Genomic DNA, 18,122 nt, shown 5'->3' on the forward strand with positions numbered 1-18,122 from the left:
GATAAGTTGTTATGCCTAAGATTATTGTATTACCGCACGAAGATTTATGCCCAGAAGGTGCAGTGTTGGAAGCAAAAACTGGTGAAACCGTTCTGGACGTGGCACTGAAAAACGGTATCGGTATTGAGCATGCCTGTGAAAAATCATGTGCATGCACCACATGTCACGTGATCATTCGTGAAGGTTTTGATTCACTAGAAGAAAGTGAAGAGCTTGAAGACGACATGCTAGATAAAGCGTGGGGGCTAGAGCCTGAATCTCGTCTTGGTTGCCAAGCAAAAGTGGCAGATGAAGACTTGGTTGTTGAGATCCCAAAATACACGTTGAATCACGCGTCAGAAGATCACTAATACGATCTCCCTGTGATAGGGAAAACGAAAAGGAAGATGAGCAATGAAATGGACAGATTCTCGCGACATCGCGATAGAGCTTTGTGACAAGTTTCCGGGTGTGGATCCTAAGACGGTACGTTTTACCGATCTCCATCAATGGATCATGGAGTTAGATGAGTTCGATGATGAACCAAACCATTGTAACGAAAAGATCCTCGAAGCGGTGATCTTATGCTGGATGGATGAAGCAGACTAACGCTCAAATCGGCGGCAAAACGCAGCCGAGTTAACAATTCTTACTAAAAAAAGCGGACCTCTCGGTCCGTTTTTTTATCCAATTGACATTTTTTCCCTACATAGTGCTAACATCCGTTAGTTTAAAAAAGAAGAGGCGTAGGTAACGCCGTTATAAGACAAGGAGAAACCATGTCTACACAGATGTCTGTATTTCTAAGCCAAGAACCAGCGGCACCACATTGGGGCGACAAAGCACAGCTTTCTTTCGCTGAGAATAGCGCAACCATTCACCTAGATGAAGGTCACGATCTTGGTGCGATTCAACGTGCAGCGCGTCAACTCGATGGCCAAGGAATTCGTTTTGTTCTACTTGCGGGTGACAACTGGGACTTAGAGAGCATTTGGGCTTTCCACCAAGGATACCGTAACCCTAAGAAACACGGCGCACTAGAGTGGGTTGCACTGCCAGAAGCGGATCAAGCAGAGCTTCATGCTCGTATTACCGCGACTGACTTTACCCGCGATATCATCAATAAAACCGCAGAAGAAGTCGCACCGCGTCAATTGGCGACGATGGCGGCAGAATTTATCAAGTCAGTTGCGCCTCAAGGTACCGTGACGACTCGCATCGTAAAAGACAAAGACCTGCTTTCAGAAGGCTGGGAAGGTATCTACGCTGTAGGCCGGGGATCAGAGCGCACATCTGCAATGTTACAGCTAGATTACAACCCAACCGGTGATGAAAACGCACCAGTATTTGCGTGCCTAGTGGGTAAAGGTATTACCTTTGACTCTGGCGGTTACAGCTTGAAGCCATCAAACTTTATGACAGCAATGAAAGCGGACATGGGCGGTTCTGGCACCATCACCGGTGGCCTTGGTTTAGCGATTCAGCGTGGTTTGAACAAGCGCGTGAAGCTGATCCTTTGCTGTGCTGAGAATATGGTGTCAGGTCGTGCACTTAAGCTTGGCGACATCATCACCTACAAAAATGGCAAAACCGTTGAGATCATGAATACCGATGCTGAAGGGCGCTTGGTGCTTGCTGATGGTCTTATCTACGCAAGTGAGCAAAACCCAGAGCTAATTATTGATTGTGCAACACTCACAGGCGCGGCGAAGAATGCGCTCGGTAATGATTACCATGCACTGATGAGTTTTGATGATGAGCTTTCTCACCACGCTCTAACGGCGGCGAACCAAGAGAAAGAAGGTTTATGGCCACTCCCTCTTGCTGATTTCCACCGTGAGATGTTGCCTTCAAACTTTGCGGATCTGTCCAATATCAGCTCTGGTGATTACTCTCCAGGTGCGAGCACTGCAGCGGCTTTCTTGTCCTACTTTGTAGAAGATTACAAGAAAGGTTGGTTGCATTTTGACTGTGCGGGCACATATCGCAAGTCGGCATCGGATAAGTGGTCTGCAGGGGCAACAGGTATGGGCGTTCGTACACTTGCTCGTTTCCTGAACGAACAAGCCGCAAAATAAGACTTTTACCAGTGCAGACATCACGTCTGTGCTGGTATAACTAAGAGAGACGCAAGTCACTTATATAAAACTATTATTACAAGTACAAAAAGGAAACTTTATGGCTCTAGAAAGAACGTTTTCAATTGTTAAGCCCGACGCTGTAGAACGCAATTTGATTGGTGAAATTTACCACCGTATCGAAAACGCAGGACTACGTATCGTTGCTGCGAAAATGGTTCACCTGACAGAAGAGCAGGCGAGCGGTTTTTACGCAGAACATGAAGGCAAACCTTTTTTCCCTGCACTGAAAGAGTTCATGACATCTGGCCCTATCATGGTTCAGGTACTTGAAGGCGAAGGCGCTATCGCGCGTTACCGTGAACTGATGGGTAAAACCAACCCAGAAGAAGCGGCATGCGGTACGATCCGTGCGGATTACGCACTGAGCATGCGCCATAACTCCGTTCACGGTTCAGACAGCCCAGAGTCGGCGGCGCGTGAAATCGAGTTCTTCTTCCCAGAATCAGAGATTTGTCCTCGCTAATCTTGTCCTCGTTTGAATTTTAGGCCTCGGATTTTTCTGGGGCTTTTTATTATCTGTAGATGAGGAAGAATGGGTGAGTAGCGCTGTTTAAAATTTAATCACTATGATTTTAATGCCTTAACAAACACAAGGTCTTACAGCCCTTGTTGTAGCTGCATAAAGGCTGTACAATTCGCGCCCTTATTCTTGTTTCAGTCATTGAGAGGCAACATGACCACTGAAAAAATCAATCTACTCGACTTTGATCGCAAAGGCATGCGTCAATTTTTCGCGGAAGAACTAGGCGAAAAAGCGTTCCGCGCCGATCAGGTTATGAAGTGGATCTACCATTTCGGTGTTGATGACTTCGACAATATGACGAACATCAACAAGAAACTGCGTGAAAAGCTTCAGCACAAGTGTGAGATTAAAGCTCCTGTCGTTTCTGAAGCGCAGCACTCATCGGATGGTACGATCAAGTGGGCAATGCGTGTTGGCGATCAAGATGTCGAAACGGTGTACATCCCAGAGGATGATCGTGCGACTTTGTGTGTTTCTTCTCAAGTTGGCTGCGCACTGGAATGTAAGTTCTGCTCAACCGCTCAGCAAGGCTTTAACCGTAACTTGAAAGTTTCTGAAATCATCGGTCAAGTATGGCGTGCTGCTCGTGAAGTGGGCCTACAGAAAGAAACTGGTCGTCGCCCAATTACCAACGTGGTAATGATGGGAATGGGTGAGCCGCTGCTTAACATGAAGAATTTGATCCCAGCACTAGAAATCATGCTGGATGATCTTGGTTTTGGCTTGTCTAAGCGTCGCGTAACTGTATCAACATCGGGTGTTGTATCTGGTCTTGATCAGATGACAGGTAAAATCGACGTGGCACTGGCGATCTCACTGCACGCACCAAACGATAAGTTGCGCAGCGAAATCATGCCAATCAACGACCGTTGGGATATCCAAGAATTCTTGGCATCGGTTCGTCGTTACCTAGCATCTTCAAACGCGAACCGCGGTAAAGTAACCGTTGAGTACGTACTGCTAGACCATGTGAACGATGACATGGATCACGCTCGTGAGCTGGCTGAGCTGATGAAAGGTACGCCATGTAAGATTAACCTGATCCCATTTAACCCGTACCCAGGTTCACCATACAAGAAACCAAGTAATTCACGTATCGATCGCTTCCAGAAAACGTTGATGCAGTATGAGCACACGGTGACGATCCGTAAGACCCGTGGTGATGACATCGATGCGGCCTGTGGCCAACTTGTTGGTGATGTTATCGACCGCACGAAGCGTACCGCAATGCTCAAAGCAACCCGTGGTGCAGATACCATCGAAGTGAAAGCGGTATAAATTGCCAGAATAAAGAAATAGCCAGAGCTTATGCTCTGGCTATTTTGTTTGGCATCTCGAAACGGCAACCGGAGTAATGGCTTGTTATTGCGATCAATTGAGGGTAGCCATGTCAATTTTTGGACAAAAACTTGAGCTATCTGTTAATTTGAGAGTAAAGAGTTTTTGTCTTTGTTATACATTCGCTTATCATGGTGAGTAAAATATAACTATGACACTGACAATTTGCAGTATTTTCTTAAAACGCTTTGCAGCTTCTTGCAACGCGAGCATTCAAACAACAAGTGCTGTAAGTTTCTAAAAGATTATTTTGGTTAACGCGTTTAGGCTAGCTATCTTTAAGTGAGTCTGAAGAACAAAAACGAAAATAGATAATGTGTTAGCCACCCAACAGATTAAATACCATAATTATGACAGAACACGAAAACACCACTGAAGTGCCACTTTCTCTAGAAGCAGGCACACTACTAAAAAATAAACGCGAATCATTGGGGATGACGCAAAAGCATGTTGCTAATCGCCTGAGGCTTCGCGTTTCTGTTATTCAAAATATTGAAAACAATCGATTTGAACCGCAGCAGGTCGCGACCTTTACACGTGGCTATCTTCGTTCGTATGCGAAACTCGTTGGCCTTGATGAAAAGACCGTTTTGGCAGCTTTAGAGCAAACATCTGAGGCCCATGTTCAGCCACAAGAAACCGAGATGCAGAGCTTTTCGCGTAAAACGAAACACGAAAAACACAATAGCCGTATCATGCTGCTTACTTGGGTGATTGCTATTGTTATTATCGGCATTTCGGGTGCTTGGTGGTGGCAAAACCAACAAGAGGATAGCTTGGCTCAAGTCGTTACAGAGGCCAATTTAGATGTAGAACCGAGTGCTGCTGAGATTGCCGATATAGACCAACTTAGCGCTGATGAGTTAATTGCTAGCACTCCTGCTGAGATTGCCGAGATAGACCAACTTAGCGCTGATAAGTTAATGGCTAGCTCTCGTGATGAGATAGCGTCAACAGACATTAAGCCAGCGATTGAAGGCGTAACGCTAGCGGCTTCTGATGGCGATGCACTAGAGACAACGACCCCCGAACTTGCAGTGAATGAAGACGAGGTTTCTGAAATTATACCTGATGCTCCAGTGGCGATTATTGAAGCGGCAGATGAAGAGCAAGAGCCTAAGCTCGTTGTGCCAGAAGGAATGACGCGACTGACGATGAAATTTAAAGCGGATTGCTGGATTCAAGTAAAAGACGTGAATGGCAAAACGCTCGTCAGTGGTACTCGTAAGCCTGGTCAAGATGTAGAACTTGCCGGAAAAGCGCCTTTTAAAGTGATATTAGGCGCACCTGAAGGCGTAACCATGACATTTGCAAGTGAACCTGTCGACCTTTCTGGGTATACTTCAGGCAAAGTAGCTCGATTCACTCTACCGTTATAAAGAATTATGCAATACGAATCTCCAATTGTTCGTCGTAAATCGACGCGTATTTATGTGGGTGATGTGCCAATTGGTGATGGTGCACCGATTGCCGTACAGTCAATGACCAACACTCGCACGACTGATGTACAAGCCACAGTCGCTCAAATCCGAGCATTAGAAAAAGTGGGCGCAGACATTGTCCGTGTTTCTGTCCCTACCATGGATGCCGCGGAAGCCTTTAAATTAATAAAGCAGCAAGTCTCTGTTCCATTGGTTGCCGACATTCACTTTGACTACCGTATCGCACTAAAAGTGGCGGAATACGGTGTTGACTGTTTGCGTATCAACCCTGGCAACATCGGCAGCGAAGAGCGTATTCGCTCCGTTGTGGATTGTGCCCGTGACAAAAATATCCCAATCCGTATTGGTGTTAACGGTGGTTCTTTAGAAAAAGACCTGCAACTTAAGTACGGTGAGCCAACGCCTGAAGCCTTGGTAGAATCAGCGATGCGTCATGTCGATCATCTCGATCGCCTTAACTTTGATCAATTCAAAGTTAGTGTGAAGGCATCTGATGTTTTCCTTGCCGTAGACTCATACCGTTTATTGGCGAAGAAAATTGATCAACCGCTTCATCTCGGCATTACTGAAGCTGGTGGTGCGCGAGCAGGGGCGGTCAAATCTTCAGTTGGTCTTGGCATGCTGTTGGCAGAGGGCATTGGTGATACTCTGCGCATCTCTTTGGCTGCAGACCCTGTAGAAGAGATCAAAGTTGGTTTTGATATCCTTAAATCATTGCGTATACGCTCTCGTGGCATTAACTTTATTGCTTGTCCGAGCTGTTCACGTCAGGAGTTCGACGTTATTGGAACGGTGAACGCACTAGAAGAGCGTTTAGAAGATATCATCACACCAATGGATGTATCGATTATCGGCTGTGTGGTAAATGGCCCTGGTGAAGCTGAGGTTTCACATTTAGGTCTAGCAGGAAGTAACAAGAAGAGTGCGTTCTATGAAGATGGCAAGCGCCAGAAAGAACGCTTCGACAATGATGACCTTGTTAATCAGCTGGAAGCTAAAATCCGTGCGAAAGCGTCTGTAATGGACGAAGAAAATCGCATCGAAGTTAAAGTTCAAGATTAATCTCAACGAGTATTACGGTAAGTATTGTGGCAAAACCAATCCAAGCAATCCGAGGCATGAACGACTGCCTCCCAACTCAATCTCCGCTGTGGCAGAAACTTGAAAACACAGTGAAAAATGTAGTTAGCGCATACGGTTACAACGAAGTGCGCATGCCAATCGTTGAGATGACGCATCTATTCAGCCGCGCAATCGGTGAGGTCACCGACGTGGTTGAGAAAGAAATGTACACGTTCGAAGATCGTAACGGCGATAGCCTAACACTTCGTCCTGAAGGTACCGCCGGCTGTGTTCGTGCTGGTATCGAAAACGGTCTGCTGTACAACCAAGAACAGCGTCTATGGTACATGGGTCCTATGTTCCGTCACGAGCGCCCACAAAAAGGTCGCTACCGTCAGTTCCACCAGTGTGGTGTGGAAGTATTTGGCCTAAATGGTCCCGATGTTGACGCAGAACTGATTATGATGACGGCGCGTCTATGGCGTGAGCTAGGCATCGACAAACACGTGCGTTTAGAGTTGAACTCAATCGGCTCTCTTGAAGCGCGTGCTAATTACCGCACGGCACTGATCGCATTCCTAGAGCAGCATATGGATGTTCTAGATGAAGATTGTAAGCGTCGTTTGCATACCAACCCGCTACGTGTTCTAGATACTAAGAATCCTGACGTTCAAGCGATTTTAGGTGATGCACCTCGTCTTTCTGGCTACTTAGATGATGAATCTAAACAACATTTTGCAGGTCTGTGTGAACTTCTTGATGCTGCTGGTATCGAATACTCAGTAAACGAGCGTCTGGTTCGCGGTCTGGATTACTACAACCGTACCGTATTTGAGTGGATTACTGAAAGCCTAGGTTCACAGGGCACAGTATGTGGCGGCGGTCGTTATGACGGTCTTGTTGAGCAACTTGGCGGCAAACCGACACCATCAGTTGGTTTTGCTATGGGTCTAGAGCGTCTAGTACTCATGTTAGAAACCCTAGAATTGACAGATGTACGTCGCAGCGTTGATGTTTACGTCGTTACCGCGGGTGAAGGCACGATGATGGCGGGTATGAAGCTAGCAGAGCAGCTTCGTGAAGCTATCCCAGGTGTTCGCGTGATGAATCATTTCGGTGGTGGTAACTTCAAGAAACAGTTTAAACGTGCAGATAAAGTTGGTGCTGTTGTAGCATTGGTACTGGGCGAAAACGAAGTGGCGGATAATACCGTTGTACTTAAAGACTTAGCGGGCGGTGAGCAAGAAACTTACAACCAAGCAGAAGTTGCTGAGAAGATCGCAGCACTGATTTAAGTCTTTTAATAAGCTAAAGATTAAAATCTAATTCGCAATGATAAGGCTCCCAAGATAGGAGCCTTTCGACGAAATAGAAACAATGGCAGCCCTTGCTGCCATTTACATGTTTTAAGAGGACAGGAAGTGGAACTTTACGATACTGAAGAGCAACAAGTTGAAGCCATTAAAGACTGGTGGAAGGAAAACGGCAAAGCCGTCATCATCGGTGCAGTTGTTGGTTTAGGTGGTCTATTTGGTTGGCGTTACTACCAAGATTCTGTAGTTCAGGCGAGTGAAGCCGCTTCTCAAAGCTACACGACAGCGATGAATGCGCTACAAGCAAAGGGCACTGATGCTCAAACTGACATTCAAGCTTTCATCGACTCAAATAAAGTGAAAGAGTACTCAGTGCTGGCAGCCCTTCAATTGGCTAAAGTGCAAGTGGATGCAAACGAACTTTCTGCAGCACTAGAGCAATTGAAGTGGGCACAAAGCAATACTAAAGATGCAGCGCTATCCCCACTTATCAGCTACCGTATCGCGCGCATTGAAGCTGAGATGGGTAACTTTGACGCCGCAAACGCTGAATTGGGCAAAGTGACTGACGCAGCATGGACGGGTCGTATTGCAGAGCTTCGAGGTGACATCGCGCTTCGTCAAGGTGACAAAGAGGCGGCTTACACCGCGTACACAGAAGCTCAACAAGCCGCTGATGCAAGCCCAACGCTACAAATGAAATTGGATGACTTGGCCAAATAAGGACCGTATTGGATGAAGAGAGTCTTTAAGAAAGCCTTGTTAGGGGCGTTAACAGTGGGAATCCTAGCTGGTTGTGCTAGTGAAGAAGATACCATTGTTATGGCTCCATTACCTCAGGTTGACAGCCAGTTCACGCCAAACAGTGAATGGAGCACTTCGATTGGTGATGGCGTTGGTCATTACTTTTCAAAGTTGTCACCTGTGTTCGATAATGGCACTCTGTTTGTTGCCAGCCGTGATGGTCTAGTGAAAGCTCTGGATCCAAAAAATGGTAAACAGAAGTGGCAAATCGACTTAGAAGAAGATGTGATGGCCCGTCTTTCTGGTGGGATCACTGCGGCTTACGAACACCTGTACATCGGCTCTGAAAATGGTGAAGTGATTGCACTTGACCAAGAAACCGGAGAGGTGATTTGGCGTATTGAAGTTGGTGGTGAGGTACTAGCGAAGCCTGTAGCAGACTCAGGCTTGATCATCGTAAATACGAGTCGAGGCACATTGGTTGCTTTGGATGAGAGTACGGGTGAACAGCGCTGGGCTCTAAGTACAGAGGTACCAAACCTAACTTTGCGTGGTGATAGTACACCAACGGCGATTGGTGGTGGGGTATTCTGGGGAACGGCAAACGGTCGATTAGCGGCAGCAATCGTTGAGCGCGGTCAATTAATTTGGCAACAACCCGTTGGCACACCAAAAGGTGCAACCGAGATTGATCGTCTAGTTGACGTAGACGCTTCACCTATCGTACTTGGTGGCACTCTTTTCACTATAGGCTACAACGGTCAGCTCATCGCGATTGATTTGCGTTCGGCGAATCCAATTTGGAAGCGCAACTACTCATCAGCAAATGATATGGCGACGGATGGCAGTCGTGTGTTCGTGATCACTGAAAAAGATCATGTGGTGGCGGTAGACGCACGTAGTGGTACTGAGCTATGGGAAAACAGCAAGTTGGAACATCGCCAATTGACTGCGCCGGTACTCGTAGATAACTATCTGGTTGTTGGTGACACATTAGGTTACTTACACTGGATGGATCGTTCAACGGGCGAGTTCGTTGCTCAACAGTATGTGGATGACAGTGGTTTTGCTGTTGGTCCAACCTTGTTGTCCGATGGTTATGTGATTACAACTCGCAACGGCGATGTAAAGAAACTGACCATTAACGAATAATATCGTGATATAATTCACATTCGGCTCCTGGCTGGTAACAGTTAGGAGCCGTTTTGTTGTTTGGAATTTTTATTTATTAACAGTTAACCCTGACGTGGTTATAGGTAAAAAGCTGGTTTGATTTGGCATTAGACTAGTCGTTACCTATAACTACAGAAGAAAGATTATTGTAGAGGTTATTATGGTACCTGTTGTTGCTCTTGTAGGGCGTCCTAACGTAGGTAAGTCTACGCTATTTAACCGACTGACTCGTACTCGTGACGCGTTGGTTGCGGACTTCCCAGGCCTAACGCGAGACCGTAAGTATGGCCAAGCGCGCCTTGACGAAGAACATGAGTTCATCGTGATTGATACCGGTGGTATTGATGGCACGGAAGAAGGTGTAGAGACCAAAATGGCACAGCAGTCATTGGCTGCAATTGATGAAGCTGACGTTGTGCTATTCCTTGTTGATGGCCGTGCAGGTCTAACACCAGCAGATGAGGCTATCGCTTCGCACCTGCGTAAAATTGAAAAACCAGCCATGCTGGTTGTTAACAAAATTGACGGTATCGATGCAGATGCTGCATGCGCTGATTTCTGGCAACTTGGTGTGGATGACATGTACCAAATCGCCGCAGCACACGGTCGTGGTGTTACCGCACTTCTAGAACGTGCGCTTGCGCCATTCTTTGATGATCTGCTAGCAAGTGAAGCGCAAGATGGTGAGATTGAAGATCTGACCGAGTTTGAAGACGCTGACTTTGAACCTGAAGAGATCACCGAAGAAGAAGCGGAAGCGGAACTACAACGTCTGCAAGATCAGCCGATTAAGTTGGCGATCATTGGTCGTCCGAACGTTGGTAAATCAACGCTGACTAACCGTATTCTGGGTGAAGAGCGTGTTGTGGTATACGACATGCCTGGAACGACTCGTGACTCGATCTACATTCCTATGGAACGTGATGGTCGTGAATACGTTCTCATTGATACGGCTGGTGTACGCCGTCGTGGTCGTATCAATGAAACGGTTGAGAAGTTCTCTGTGGTGAAAACATTGAAAGCAGTAGAAGACGCTAACGTGGTTCTGCTGGTGATTGATGCACGAGAAAATATCTCAGATCAAGACTTGAGCCTACTGGGCTTTGCACTTAATGCCGGTCGCTCGATCGTCTTAGCAGTCAATAAATGGGATGGTCTGGATAACGATGTTAAAGAGAGAGTGAAAAAAGAACTCGATCGTCGTTTAGGTTTTGTCGACTTCGCTCGTATTCACTTTATCTCAGCGCTACACGGTACTGGCGTTGGCCACTTGTTTGAATCTATCCAAGAAGCATACAAGTCAGCAACGACGCGTGTCGGTACTTCTGTGTTGACCCGTATTATGAAGATGGCGACAGATGATCACCAACCACCAATGGTTCGTGGCCGCCGCATCAAGCTGAAATACGCGCACGCGGGTGGTTACAACCCACCTATCGTGGTGATTCACGGTAACATGGTTCGTGAGTTGCCAGATTCGTACAAACGTTACTTGATGAACTACTTCCGCAAGTCTCTGGAGATTATGGGTACGCCAATTCGCATTAATTTCCAGAACAGTGAGAACCCATTCGAGAACCAGGGAAATAAGCTGACCTTGTCTCAAGAGCGTAAGCGCAAGCGTATGATGTCTATGGTTAAAAACCGTAATAAATAATCGACATGATCTTTTTGAATACCCAAGTTTCGGCTTGGGTATTTTTTTATATGAAGCTTTTTATTAGAAGTAATGGCAAACATGAGAATCACAGCAACGAAAACACGTTTCTGTCATCAAACATGGCAGTTGGAAGCACAAATACAGCTCGTTCAACATAACACTGAAGCCACGTATCTGGTAACAGATATGACACCGTTTCACCCTGTCAGTCACATTTGGCCTGATCATCCAGCCGATAAAGGGCGTTTGAAAGCCAGTGGAGCAACGTTTGAAGTTATCGACTGCCAAGTGGGTGCGATAGAACTTTCGACTGGAGAACTATATGTTGGAACGGCAATCCCTGTAAAACGCGATGCAGAGGGTTGGGTATTTGTTGTTGTGCATGTATTGTCACCCACCGAAGCTATTAAGGTTGGAGAGTCAATCTTATTAGAAGTAGACAAAGAATATCAGCTGTCACTTAGCCGCGGTCATAGTGCTGGTCACCTTGCATTCCTTGCGCTCAACAAAGTGCTTTCAGAAGGGTATTGGCGTAAAGATGCCGATCGCAAAGACGCACATGGGAACTACGATTTTAACAGCTATGCTCAAGAAACCAGTTTTGTCACACCGGATAAGTGCCTGGATACCTATCGTTTAGGTAAAACACTCCGTAAAAGAGGCTTAAATAGCGCAGATATGCTGTCAGATCTCAAAAGCATCGAGCAACAGGTGAATGTTCTGCTAGGTGATTGGCTGAAACGAGACGTTGTGATCACCATGGACTGCCATGGAGAACACCTAACTGATTCACGTTACTGGATGTGTGATTTAGGGGAAGGGAAAATAGCCGTGATCCCTTGTGGTGGCACGCATGCCAGCCATTTGAGTGAGTTTGGATCTATCCAGGTACAGCTACTGGAAATCGATGCTCAAATAGTTGAAATGCACACCAATGTTACTCGTTAGCGCTATTAATCGATCCTTTTATTAAATTCCAAATTATTGTTGTTATCATGCATTTCTTGGTGTTTATGCCTGCTTAAAATTGAAATGCAGAATATGTAACTTATGCTTTCGGTGTGTGCTCATATAAATATTCTTTTTAGGGGTGATCGCTGATCAAAAGGTTAATATCAGAAGATCAGAGTATGATCTTTAGGTTTGTTGATGATTTACTGAGTATTGAGTGTGATCGGGATCAAGGCCATTGAAGCTAAAGTCATCAATACTAAAAGTCGTTGAATAGAAGGACGGAGAAAAGCATGCAGGCAAATATCTGCCCAAATTGTGACGTAGAATTGGAATGGATAGGACAATACCACTGCAACAAGTGTGAGTCAGATTATAAGAAGGTTGGGTTTTGCCCAGATTGCGATGCTGAGTTAGAGAAACTGCAGGCTTGCGGTGCGGCGAACTACTTCTGCAATAGTTGTAATGAACTCAAATCGAAATCTCGTGTTCGATTTGAGTTTCAGAAAATTTAGGGCAAAGCGCTAGTTTACGGTGGAGCGAAGTTCACCATTAGCCAAACGGGTGACCAGTATGTCGCCCGTTTTTGCATCTGAGGCTTGAGTAATCACCTGACCTTGTTCGGTTTGAGTGATCGAATAACCACGTTTTAGTGTTGCTAATGGGCTGACGGTATCAAGTTTTTCCGCCGCAATAGCCAGTTTATGGCGCATGGTCAGCAGTTTACGATCCATCGCGTCCATGAGCTTTTGCTCCACTCGGTCAAGTTTGGATTTTTGCTCAGCAAGGCGCTTAATAGGAGAGTTCAGTTGTAGGCGATACTGTTTACGTTCTACCGCTTGCTGATGAGAAGCAATAAATCGCTGCATTGCACGCTGCAATCGCATATCCAACTCATCAAGTTGTTGCGTCTGACGCTGCAATTGGTAGCTTGGATGCTGGCGCTCTAAACGATGCATTAATTGCGTTGATTGCTGTTTTTGCTGAGCTAAGTAATAACGTATCGCACTCGTGAGCTTATGCTGGCGAGTCACCAAAGCTTGATCTTTGTGGCTGTTGTCGCGGCTTACCAACTCCGCAGCAGCTGATGGGGTTGGCGCGCGCATATCAGCAACAAAATCTGCGATCGTCACATCCACTTCGTGTCCCACCGCACTGATGATCGGGATCTGGCTTGCAGCAATGGTTCGAGCAAGGATCTCGTTGTTAAAACACCATAGATCTTCTAACGAACCGCCACCACGACCAACAATCAGCACATCACATTCTTCACGGCTATTGGCACGACCAATTGCTTGAGCAATTTGAATTGCGGCTTCTTCACCTTGAACCATGGTTGGGTAAATGACAACAGGTAGGGAAGGGTCACGGCGTTTCAACACGTCCAAGATATCATATAGTGCGGCACCTGTTTTCGAGGTGATCACACCGACACGTTTTGGGTGCTCTGGTAATGGTTGTTTATTGGTTTGCGCAAACAAACCTTCCGCCGCCAATTTCATCTTAAGCGCTTCGAACTCTTGTTGCAGGCGACCATCACCTTCTGGCTGCATGCTTTCGATGATCAATTGATAGTCACCCCGCGGCTCATACAGAGACAGGCGCGCTTTGACTAGAACTTGATTGCCATTAGCAGGTTTGAAAGTGACGCGACGATTGTTACCACGGAACATGGCACATTTAACTTGAGCGCGAGAATCTTTAAGAGTGAGGTACCAGTGACCAGAGACGGGAGCTGAGAAGTTAGATATCTCTCCGACAAGCCAGACGATCCCCATTTCGTTTTCGAGCAGCAGACGCACTTCGGCATTGAGACGAGAAACCGTGAAGATGTTTTGATTGGTCTGGGAGTGCACAGCTAATTCCGTAGACGTGAATATGGAAATTAGCGGCAATATAATACATAGCAAGGGGGTAAATGCAAGAAAAAAATTAAAAAATTTGTGGCCAAGCGATTGCGTTGGACGTATAATCCCTTCGCAATATCTAATCCAAATGTAGCCAACTACCTAAAATGGGTTACCCTCATTATGCGAAACGATGAGATTGGATTGTTCTTTTTACTCCTCTACTTGTGAGATATTGCAAATGCTAAGAATTGCCAAAGAAGCGCTGACATTCGATGACGTACTACTCGTGCCAGCTCACTCCACCGTTCTCCCAAACACAGCTGATCTTCGCACTCAGTTGACTAAGAACATCACCCTAAACATCCCAATGATTTCAGCGTCTATGGACACTGTTACTGAAGCTCGTCTAGCTATTGCGCTAGCGCAAGAGGGTGGCATTGGCTTTATCCACAAAAACATGTCTATTGAGCATCAAGCTGCTGAAGTTCGTAAAGTTAAGAAGTTTGAAGCTGGTGTGGTTACTGATCCAGTAACGGTTAATCCAGATGCAACGATTGCAGATGTGGTTGCACTGACTGACAAGCATGGCTTTGCTGGCTTCCCTGTTGTTACAGAGAGCAACGAGCTCGTAGGGATTATCACGGGTCGTGATGTTCGCTTTGTTACTGACCTTTCAAAGAAAGTTTCTTCAGTAATGACGCCAAAAGAAAGCCTAGCAGCAGTTAAAGAAGGGGCAACTCGTGAAGAAGTGCAAGAGAAAATGCATGAAGCACGTGTTGAGAAAGTACTGGTAGTGAACGATGAGTTCCAACTAACCGGTATGATCACTGCAAAAGATTTCCACAAAGCTGAGCGTAAACCAAACGCTTGTAAAGATGGTCGTGGCCGCCTACGTGTTGGCGCAGCTGTTGGTGCAGGCGCTGGTAACGAAGAGCGTGTTGCTGCATTGGTTGAAGCGGGCGTTGATGTTCTGCTTATTGATTCTTCACACGGTCACTCGGAAGGCGTGCTAAATCGTATTCGCGAAACGCGCACTGCATACCCAGAACTCGATATCATCGGCGGCAACGTAGCAACAGGTGCAGGTGCTCTAGCACTGATTGAAGCTGGTGTAAGCGCAGTAAAAGTGGGTATCGGCCCTGGTTCTATCTGTACAACTCGTATCGTTACGGGTGTTGGTGTTCCTCAAGTAACGGCAATCGCAGACGCTGCTGAAGTGGCAAATCAATATGGTATTCCCGTTATTGCTGACGGTGGTATCCGTTTCTCTGGTGACATCTGTAAAGCTATCGTTGCTGGCGCATCTTGTGTGATGGTTGGTTCAATGTTCGCGGGTACAGAAGAAGCTCCGGGTGAAGTGATTCTTTACAACGGTCGTTCTTACAAGTCTTACCGTGGTATGGGTTCTCTTGGCGCGATGTCTCAAGGTTCATCTGACCGCTACTTCCAGTCTGACAATGCAGCAGACAAGCTAGTACCTGAAGGTATTGAAGGTCGTATCGCATACAAAGGTCGCCTAAAAGAAATTGTACATCAGCAGATGGGGGGGCTACGTTCAAGCATGGGTCTGACTGGCTCAGCAACGATTGAAGACATGCGTACTAAAGCCGAATTCGTTCGTATCTCTGGAGCGGGCATGGCGGAGTCGCACGTACATGACGTTCAAATCACTAAGGAAGCGCCAAACTACCGTCGAGGTTAATCTTTTACTGGGTATTTCGCTTAACAGCAGCATCGAAAGTGCTTATTAACGGTGATAAACCTCGCGCTTTATCCGTTCATTTGGCAATGGCCCCTAAGCGAAATACTGTCGTAAAAATAAAACTTATACATTTGACGTAAACGTTTGCTTTTTCCTTGAAGCATTAATAAGAGGCGAGTAAACTCGCCTCCGTTTTAATAACCTAGCTTATAAGACTGCCCAAAATGACTAAAAATATTCATGACCAACGTATTCTGATCTTAGACTTCGGTTCTCAGTACACTCAGCTAGTAGCGCGCCGTGTACGTGAAATCGGTGTTTACTGTGAACTGTGGAGTTGGGATGTTGAAGAAGCGGATATTCGTGAATTCAATCCAGACGGTATCATCCTATCTGGTGGCCCAGAAAGCGTAACGGAAGAGAACTCTCCACGCGCTCCTCAATACGTATTTGACTCTGGTGTGCCAGTTCTAGGTGTATGTTACGGCATGCAAACTATGGCTGAACAGCTAGGTGGTCGAGTAGCGGGTTCTACCGAGCGTGAATTCGGCTACGCACAAGTTAAAGTTTCTGGTGAATCTGCAATCTTCAAAGATCTTGAAGCAACGCAAGATGTATGGATGAGCCACGGCGACAAAGTGGTAGAAATTCCCGCTGACTTCATCAAAGTGGGTGAAACAGACACTTGTCCTTACGCAGCAATGGCCAACGAAGAGAAGAAATACTACGGCGTTCAGTTCCACCCAGAAGTAACGCACACCAAAGGCGGTCTACAAATGCTAGAGAACTTTGTTCTTGGCGTGTGTGGCTGTGAGCGTCTTTGGACGTCGGAATCTATCATCGAAGATGCAGTCGCTCGCATTAAAGAGCAAGTAGGTGACGACGAAGTTATCCTAGGCTTGTCTGGTGGTGTTGATTCATCGGTAGTAGCAATGTTGGTTCACCGTGCAATCGGCGACAAACTGACGTGTGTATTCGTAGATAACGGCCTGCTTCGTCTAAACGAAGGCAAGCAAGTAATGGACATGTTTGGCGATAAATTCGGCCTAAACATCATCAAAGTTGACGCGGAAGAGCGTTTCCTAAACGCACTGGAAGGCAAGTCTGATCCAGAAGAGAAGCGTAAGACAATCGGTCACGTATTCGTAGACGTATTCGATGAAGAGTCTAAGAAACTGAAAAACGCGAAATGGCTAGCTCAAGGTACGATTTACCCAGACGTAATCGAATCGGCGGCTTCTAAGACTGGTAAAGCGCACGTGATTAAATCTCACCATAACGTTGGCGGTTTGCCAGATGATATGGAAATGGGGCTAGTTGAGCCACTACGTGAGTTGTTTAAAGACGAAGTTCGTAAGATCGGCCTAGAACTAGGTTTACCTTACAACATGCTTTACCGCCACCCATTCCCAGGTCCAGGCCTTGGTGTTCGCGTTCTTGGTGAAGTGAAGAAAGAGTACTGTGATTTGCTACGTCGCGCAGACGCTATCTTTATTGAAGAGCTTCACGCTGCGGATCTTTACAACAAAGTATCACAAGCATTTACCGTGTTCTTACCAGTACGCTCAGTAGGTGTTATGGGTGATGGTCGTAAATATGATTGGGTTGTATCACTGCGTGCGGTAGAAACGATCGACTTTATGACAGCGCATTGGGCACACCTGCCATACGACTTCCTAGGTAAGGTTTCTAACCGTATCATCAACGAAGTAGACGGTATTTCTCGTGTGGTTTACGACATTTCAGGTAAGCCGCCAGCGACGATCGAGTGGGAATAATTTCCTGATAGATCAACCAATTCGAAACCAGCCTTCGGGCTGGTTTTTTTTGTGCTCTGTGATAGGGGATTAAGTGTACATATCATGCAAGCAAGTTTTGAGTCGATATAACATATTTGATGTGAATGGATGTGTAATAGTATTTATTTATAAAATTTGCGTCGCAGAATGAATGTACTTCACTCGGTGTTTTTCTTCATGATCCGCTATGTGTCTAGTTATTCCTTGTGGATTGTATTGTTAAATACGGAGAGAAGGTATCTTCTGTGGCGTAAGTGCAATCTACTTTGCAATGGCTCAAGTTTTAAATAACGAATTTGGTCGCGTGGTTCTACCCGTTGGTGAAAAACGCATTAAGCCAATCGTTGCTGCTGAGCAAGCCGCCGCGTCATTAATCTAGCATTCAATACAAAAGAAAAGGGTTAGCGATTTGCTAACCCTTTTAAACTCCGCTTTCCGGACCACT

The 18,122-nt window shown here is 46.1% G+C and carries 16 protein-coding genes; 15 read left to right on the forward strand and 1 reads right to left on the reverse strand.

Translation table 11 applies throughout. From position 1 onward, the window contains the following. Positions 1-11: 11 nt before the first annotated feature. The 13 genes from fdx to AK966_RS17065 all read left to right on the forward strand — a co-directional run bounded on the left by fdx (position 12) and on the right by AK966_RS17065 (position 12,841). Positions 12-350, forward strand: a complete 339-nt coding sequence (gene fdx / locus AK966_RS17005; protein WP_005460237.1) for an ISC system 2Fe-2S type ferredoxin — start codon at positions 12-14, stop codon at positions 348-350. 43 nt (positions 351-393) lie between these two features. Next, positions 394-588, forward strand: coding sequence for a Fe-S cluster assembly protein IscX (iscX, locus tag AK966_RS17010; RefSeq protein WP_099080615.1), 195 nt, complete (start codon positions 394-396; stop codon positions 586-588). A 170-nt stretch (positions 589-758) separates the two neighbouring features. Then, entirely contained in the window at positions 759-2,057 is a 1,299-nt protein-coding gene (pepB, locus tag AK966_RS17015) for an aminopeptidase PepB (protein WP_099080614.1), read from the forward strand. A gap of 100 nt (positions 2,058-2,157) precedes the next feature. Further along, positions 2,158-2,583, forward strand: coding sequence for a nucleoside-diphosphate kinase (gene ndk, locus AK966_RS17020; protein ID WP_099080613.1), 426 nt, complete (start codon positions 2,158-2,160; stop codon positions 2,581-2,583). Positions 2,584-2,793: 210 nt separating this feature from the next. Beyond that, positions 2,794-3,921, forward strand: coding sequence for a bifunctional tRNA (adenosine(37)-C2)-methyltransferase TrmG/ribosomal RNA large subunit methyltransferase RlmN (locus AK966_RS17025; protein WP_099080612.1), 1,128 nt, complete (start codon positions 2,794-2,796; stop codon positions 3,919-3,921). 410 nt (positions 3,922-4,331) lie between these two features. Continuing rightward, positions 4,332-5,360, forward strand: coding sequence for a cytoskeleton protein RodZ (rodZ, locus tag AK966_RS17030; protein ID WP_099080611.1), 1,029 nt, complete (start codon positions 4,332-4,334; stop codon positions 5,358-5,360). A gap of 6 nt (positions 5,361-5,366) precedes the next feature. Beyond that, positions 5,367-6,485: a flavodoxin-dependent (E)-4-hydroxy-3-methylbut-2-enyl-diphosphate synthase gene (ispG, locus tag AK966_RS17035; protein ID WP_099080610.1), complete on the forward strand. Its 1,119-nt coding sequence runs from the start codon at positions 5,367-5,369 to the stop codon at positions 6,483-6,485. 26 nt (positions 6,486-6,511) lie between these two features. Next, positions 6,512-7,780, forward strand: coding sequence for a histidine--tRNA ligase (gene hisS / locus AK966_RS17040; RefSeq protein ID WP_099080609.1), 1,269 nt, complete (start codon positions 6,512-6,514; stop codon positions 7,778-7,780). 126 nt (positions 7,781-7,906) lie between these two features. Then, on the forward strand, positions 7,907-8,521 hold the full coding sequence (locus AK966_RS17045) for a YfgM family protein (protein WP_119464584.1): 615 nt from the start codon (positions 7,907-7,909) through the stop codon (positions 8,519-8,521). 12 nt (positions 8,522-8,533) lie between these two features. Continuing rightward, positions 8,534-9,694, forward strand: coding sequence for an outer membrane protein assembly factor BamB (gene bamB, locus AK966_RS17050; RefSeq protein ID WP_099080607.1), 1,161 nt, complete (start codon positions 8,534-8,536; stop codon positions 9,692-9,694). A gap of 181 nt (positions 9,695-9,875) precedes the next feature. Further along, positions 9,876-11,372 carry a ribosome biogenesis GTPase Der gene (gene der / locus AK966_RS17055; RefSeq protein WP_099080606.1) on the forward strand — a complete coding sequence of 499 codons (1,497 nt, stop codon included), beginning with the start codon at positions 9,876-9,878 and terminating at the stop codon, positions 11,370-11,372. An 81-nt stretch (positions 11,373-11,453) separates the two neighbouring features. Continuing rightward, positions 11,454-12,323, forward strand: coding sequence for a metal-dependent hydrolase (locus tag AK966_RS17060; RefSeq protein ID WP_099080652.1), 870 nt, complete (start codon positions 11,454-11,456; stop codon positions 12,321-12,323). A gap of 296 nt (positions 12,324-12,619) precedes the next feature. Continuing rightward, complete coding sequence (locus AK966_RS17065; protein ID WP_099080605.1) at positions 12,620-12,841, forward strand: zinc ribbon domain-containing protein; 222 nt, start codon at positions 12,620-12,622, stop codon at positions 12,839-12,841. A 9-nt stretch (positions 12,842-12,850) separates the two neighbouring features. On the opposite strand, the gene xseA is transcribed toward AK966_RS17065, so the two are convergent. Next, entirely contained in the window at positions 12,851-14,182 is a 1,332-nt protein-coding gene (xseA, locus tag AK966_RS17070; protein ID WP_099080604.1) for an exodeoxyribonuclease VII large subunit, read from the reverse strand. A 232-nt stretch (positions 14,183-14,414) separates the two neighbouring features. On the opposite strand from xseA, the gene guaB reads away from it, so the two are divergent. Then, positions 14,415-15,878 (forward strand): IMP dehydrogenase, encoded by a 1,464-nt coding sequence (gene guaB, locus AK966_RS17075; protein ID WP_099080603.1) that lies wholly within the window; start codon positions 14,415-14,417, stop codon positions 15,876-15,878. A 224-nt stretch (positions 15,879-16,102) separates the two neighbouring features. Further along, on the forward strand, positions 16,103-17,656 hold the full coding sequence (gene guaA, locus AK966_RS17080; RefSeq protein WP_099080602.1) for a glutamine-hydrolyzing GMP synthase: 1,554 nt from the start codon (positions 16,103-16,105) through the stop codon (positions 17,654-17,656). Positions 17,657-18,122: the final 466 nt, after the last annotated feature.

This window comes from Vibrio sp. PID23_8, from assembly GCF_003584965.1.
Classification (GTDB): Bacteria; Pseudomonadota; Gammaproteobacteria; order Enterobacterales; family Vibrionaceae; genus Vibrio.

Bases quoted from the DNA above. Each gene is read 5' to 3' on its own strand.
- fdx (WP_005460237.1), top strand. From the start codon at position 12: ATGCCTAAGATTATTGTATTACCGCACGAAGATTTATGCCCAGAAGGT.
- iscX (WP_099080615.1), top strand. From the start codon at position 394: ATGAAATGGACAGATTCTCGCGACATCGCGATAGAGCTTTGTGACAAG.
- pepB (WP_099080614.1), top strand. From the start codon at position 759: ATGTCTACACAGATGTCTGTATTTCTAAGCCAAGAACCAGCGGCACCA.
- ndk (WP_099080613.1), top strand. From the start codon at position 2,158: ATGGCTCTAGAAAGAACGTTTTCAATTGTTAAGCCCGACGCTGTAGAA.
- AK966_RS17025 (WP_099080612.1), top strand. From the start codon at position 2,794: ATGACCACTGAAAAAATCAATCTACTCGACTTTGATCGCAAAGGCATG.
- rodZ (WP_099080611.1), top strand. From the start codon at position 4,332: ATGACAGAACACGAAAACACCACTGAAGTGCCACTTTCTCTAGAAGCA.
- ispG (WP_099080610.1), top strand. From the start codon at position 5,367: ATGCAATACGAATCTCCAATTGTTCGTCGTAAATCGACGCGTATTTAT.
- bamB (WP_099080607.1), top strand. From the start codon at position 8,534: ATGAAGAGAGTCTTTAAGAAAGCCTTGTTAGGGGCGTTAACAGTGGGA.
- der (WP_099080606.1), top strand. From the start codon at position 9,876: ATGGTACCTGTTGTTGCTCTTGTAGGGCGTCCTAACGTAGGTAAGTCT.
- AK966_RS17060 (WP_099080652.1), top strand. From the start codon at position 11,454: ATGAGAATCACAGCAACGAAAACACGTTTCTGTCATCAAACATGGCAG.
- AK966_RS17065 (WP_099080605.1), top strand. From the start codon at position 12,620: ATGCAGGCAAATATCTGCCCAAATTGTGACGTAGAATTGGAATGGATA.
- guaB (WP_099080603.1), top strand. From the start codon at position 14,415: ATGCTAAGAATTGCCAAAGAAGCGCTGACATTCGATGACGTACTACTC.
- guaA (WP_099080602.1), top strand. From the start codon at position 16,103: ATGACTAAAAATATTCATGACCAACGTATTCTGATCTTAGACTTCGGT.